Origin of the sequence: Acinetobacter sp. P1(2025), assembly GCF_051390655.1 — a bacterium.
GTDB classification, from domain to species: Bacteria; Pseudomonadota; Gammaproteobacteria; order Pseudomonadales; family Moraxellaceae; genus Acinetobacter; species Acinetobacter junii.
Genome location: NZ_JBPKBJ010000132.1, coordinates 1 through 4,066, shown reverse-complemented (window position 1 = coordinate 4,066; position 4,066 = coordinate 1). Strand labels below are relative to the sequence as shown.

At 46.7% G+C, this 4,066-nt stretch carries 5 protein-coding genes; all 5 read left to right on the top strand.

The features are described 5' to 3' along the window. Positions 1-399: 399 nt before the first annotated feature. The 5 genes from ACSC97_RS17835 (at position 400) to ACSC97_RS17815 (ending at position 3,889) form a co-directional block, all read left to right on the top strand. The gene (locus tag ACSC97_RS17835; RefSeq protein ID WP_000149466.1) at positions 400-1,269 is read left to right on the top strand and encodes a metal-dependent hydrolase; all 870 of its coding nucleotides are present in this window, start codon (positions 400-402) and stop codon (positions 1,267-1,269) included. 83 nt (positions 1,270-1,352) lie between these two features. Beyond that, positions 1,353-1,979, top strand: coding sequence for a TetR/AcrR family transcriptional regulator (locus ACSC97_RS17830; protein WP_000952904.1), 627 nt, complete (start codon positions 1,353-1,355; stop codon positions 1,977-1,979). After that, on the top strand, positions 1,976-2,947 hold the full coding sequence (locus ACSC97_RS17825; RefSeq protein WP_000186299.1) for a BtrH N-terminal domain-containing protein: 972 nt from the start codon (positions 1,976-1,978) through the stop codon (positions 2,945-2,947). Before ACSC97_RS17830 ends, ACSC97_RS17825 begins: the two co-directional genes overlap by 4 nt. Before the next feature lie 56 nt (positions 2,948-3,003). Further along, positions 3,004-3,468 carry a PaaI family thioesterase gene (locus ACSC97_RS17820; RefSeq protein WP_000378064.1) on the top strand — a complete coding sequence of 155 codons (465 nt, stop codon included), beginning with the start codon at positions 3,004-3,006 and terminating at the stop codon, positions 3,466-3,468. 1 nt (position 3,469) lies between these two features. Then, complete coding sequence (locus ACSC97_RS17815; protein WP_000029507.1) at positions 3,470-3,889, top strand: PaaI family thioesterase; 420 nt, start codon at positions 3,470-3,472, stop codon at positions 3,887-3,889. Positions 3,890-4,066 lie beyond the last annotated feature (177 nt).

Sequence of the window (4,066 nt, the reverse complement as noted above, 5' to 3'; positions counted from 1 at the left end):
GCAGAAGAAATTATTTAGACCAATGATCAAAAACTTCATTGATGACTTTATTCTCGATAAAAATCATCTGCTACCACAGAGAGTCTATAAATAATAGTGCGTAAGTCCTATAACATTAAAAAAACACCTCTGCCAAAAGGTCTGGTAGCTATATTCGATGTCAAAGATGATCTGGCTCACCTGCTGCGTTGTTAACTCATTCTATCAAATTTTGAGGACAGGCTTGACATTTGGTCAATCGACCAATATATTCAAAATATGCATTTGGTCATTTGACCAATACCCGTTGAATTCTTGTGTGATATTTGCTGTGCCTGACCAAGGTGAAAAATATTGCTCAAGGTCAAATGTGATAGCAGGTTTACAGACATTCGATGCCTTTACAAGGAAACTCTCGCCATGACTCATATGATCAATATCCAGCCACGTAAGCCGCGGTTTGATTTAAGTGATGTTCCAGTTTTTTGGAACGACGGTGACCCGGTGTTAACACGCTTCTTTGATGCACTTTCTATTCACTTCCCCGATGGAGAGCGTTTTTTTATTCAGTCGGTGCGTAACTATCAGGATCTGGTCACAGATCCTAAACTGAGAGAAGATATCAAAAACTTTTTTCGCCAAGAAGCGCAACATGGCATTGTGCATGACCAGTATAATGCGGTGATGCAGTCGCAAGGCATTCATGTCGAAAAGGTCATCGCAAGATTCAAATTATTTATTCGGCTCTCCCAAAAACACCTGCCCGCCAAGTATCTGTTGGCCATGACAGCTGCCTTTGAACATATTACTGCTGTACTAGGCGAGGGTGCTATGGAGGGTGAGGGTGAGATGTTCAAGAATGCTCATCCCGCAATGCGTGCCATGTTCATGTGGCATGGGGTAGAAGAAGTCGAACACAAAACAGTAGCCTTTGATGTTTACGAAACAGCGGCAGGTGGGGGGTATTTCACCCGCGCATCTGCTTTGATTATCGGAACGCTACTGGTACATGCGGTGGTTGGCTCAGTTCTTTGGCATATGTTGAAAATTGACAAACTACAAGGTCAGCCATTGGTGCTTGCTAAGGGATTTTATCGCCTCTATGGACCACGTGGCCTGATTACCAGACTTATTCCACGCTATCTGGACTGGTTTAAGCCAGGTTTCCATCCTAGCGACACCGAAATCCCAGAAAAGGTTAATTCTTGGCTGGCTGAATATGATAAGCATCAAGACCCTATGGAAGCGTCACGAATTGTTTTTAATGTCCCCATTGCAAAAGCTGTATAGATCAGGAGAGACCGTGAAAGACTCGACTCGACTTGACCAAGTCGAGTAACCTGTCTTATTGATATAATGTTATGAGTCAAACTATGTTGAGTAGTGAATCTACGCGAGTCGAAGTTGCTGACCGCGAGAGAGTATTAGCCGCTTCTGCCAAGCTGTTTCGAGAAAAGGGTTTTGAGCGTACCAGTGTGCGAGAAATTGCCAGTGCTTGTGGTATTCTTCCAGGCAGTCTGCATTACCGCTATCGTAGTAAAGACGATATTTTGGTTGATATGATGCGGCTTGCTATTGAGAGAACTATTTACAGGATTGTTGAGGCGACTTCCGCGATTCAAGATCCACTCAAAAAAATGCAATCGGCACTGCAGACACATGTCGATATCCTTATGTCGGGTGACGATATGGTTTATGTGTTGTTGTTTGAGTGGCGCTCGGTACATGGAGTCGCACGTGAGCAGATTATTGCTGAGAGAGACAGATACGAGCGATATTGGCAGACAATTCTTGATGATCTGCAGTCTTATGGTTGTATCCGAAACGATGTGGATGCAGATCTGTTAAGACTGATTGGGCTAGGAGCAATAAACTGGGCTGCCACTTGGTATAAAGAAAATGGTAAGTACAATCTTGAACAGATCGCGGATGCGATATGGCAGATGATGACAAGAGGCATCCTTAATCCAGATTTTCACGAAGAGGCAAAAAACCTGTGACCAACTATAAGACTCCATCCCGTATCACGCACGCCATCGGGAGGCATTGTGGCAGCTCCGCAATTCGTGATTTGCTCGAGTTTAATGGGCTGAATATTTCCGAGGCCATGTGCTTTGGATTAGGCTCAGGGCTTGGCGTGACCTATTTGGAAATGGCTGACGCCCCTGTGCCATTTTTAGTGCATGTGCGGTCTTTGGGGTTTGAAGCGCGCGTATTTGAAAGTATCGGTATACCCTTTGAGTGGCAAACCTTCGAGTCACCCGAATCGGCAGCCACCGCGCTGGAGAAATGTTTGGATGCGGGTCACCCCACCCTGTTGCTGACGGATATTTTTTATTTACCTTACTTCAACAGCAGCACGCACTTTCCCGGTCACGCCATAGCCGCTTGGTCGAGAAATCCAGAGACAGGTGCGGTATTTGTCACCGATACCGAGCGTCCGAGTGTTTTGTCGGTGACGCGAGAGGCACTGACCCGCGCACGTTTTTCTACACAGCCCCCATTTATTCACTATGGCAATATGTTCACGCCCACCGCGTTTCAAGGCGAAATTACCCCCGAGATGATTACCGGTGTCATCCATGACAACGCCAAGTCATTAGCTGTGAGTGGCATATCGGCACTGGAAACATGGCTGGCCGAACTGAGTCGTTGGGGAGCCACAGGCGATTGGCACTGGACGACCCGATTTGCCTACCAAATTATTGAAAAGCGTGGCACAGGTGGCGGCGGCTTCCGCAAAATGTACGCTGAATTCCTTGATGAAGCGGTTCACTATGACGCAAGTGTACAGCAATATCGACTGCCCCTGTTAATGAGGGCTTGCGAAAAAGCATGGACGGCATTAGCCATGTGTTTGAAGTCTGCCTCGGAAAGCACAAACTTTCCATATGCCGCCATTGAAGAGGCCATTGTGGCGGTGATGCAGGCCGAACGTAATTATACAGATGCCGCCCTTGCACTTTGAGACGTGCCGCTAATTTTTTCGCAATAAAATCAGCCAGCAATGGCGGGAGTTCAAAAATGGACAGTAATAACACGGCACACCTGACCATGGCTAAGGCGTTTTTTGGTACTAATCACCCTTTATTCAATATGTTCAATATTAGTGTTGGTGCAGTGAGCGATGGTCATGCCGAGATGACGATGCCCTTCTCTGAGCAACTCTCTGACCGTAAAGGCTCACTGCATCGAGGGGCTTTGGTGACGCTGCTGGATACGACTTGCGGCTTATCTATTTTTTCGTCATTGCGGTCGTTAGAGCCGATTGCCACTATTGATTTGCGTGTCGATTTTTTGCGACGTATTCCCTCTGCGGTAGGTTTAAAGGCGATAGTGGATTGCATTGGTAGAACCGATACGGTGGCCTTTATCACGGGCCGAGCGGTTGCAGAAGACAGTGGTGAGCTACTGGCTACTGTCACTGGTTCTTTCGCAATCGGCACGATGGGACCCTCTTTTGACAGCAATGAAGCGCGAGGCGAGTGATATGAGTATAGTAAATCAGATGAGCGCGGAAACACCCCCACTAAAATTGTGTGACGAGCCTTTTGTCGATTTTCTAGGTTTTCGTGAGGAAATGCAACATGGAGAAATACAGTACTTTATGGACTTTCGTGATTCGCATATCGGCAACCCGATGATTGGCACGTTTCATGGCGGCATTCTCGCGAGTTTTGGTGAAGTGGCCGCCGCCGCCTATCTTGCCCGTCAGCGTGGTGATAATGAGCTGCCCTTATGCTCCACGATGACCTTTGATTACCTGCGGCCAGCATTTATAGGTACGTTACAGGCAGTCCCCAGTATTGTTCGTGCGGGTCGGCGCATTACGACAGTATCGGTTCAGTTACTACTTGATGGCAAGTTGGTTTGTATCGGTCGATTCCTGTTTACGGTTAGCAGCAAATAAAATTGGAGCAAGCTCAGTTCAGGATGCCGACCCTGTTTTACTCAGAAAAATTTTCAATAGATAGACGGCTTTGTTGCACAAACCTATCTGTAAAGGCTTTTTCAGCGATATAATTTTCAAATGAAGAAGCCTACACACAAAATCTACCGCACAACCAATTGGCCCGCATATAACCGA

Coding starts and splice junctions, on each gene's coding strand:
- ACSC97_RS17815 (WP_000029507.1), top strand. CDS start 3,470: ATGAGTATAGTAAATCAGATGAGCGCGGAAACACCCCCACTAAAATTG.
- ACSC97_RS17830 (WP_000952904.1), top strand. CDS start 1,353: ATGTTGAGTAGTGAATCTACGCGAGTCGAAGTTGCTGACCGCGAGAGA.
- ACSC97_RS17835 (WP_000149466.1), top strand. CDS start 400: ATGACTCATATGATCAATATCCAGCCACGTAAGCCGCGGTTTGATTTA.
- ACSC97_RS17820 (WP_000378064.1), top strand. CDS start 3,004: ATGGACAGTAATAACACGGCACACCTGACCATGGCTAAGGCGTTTTTT.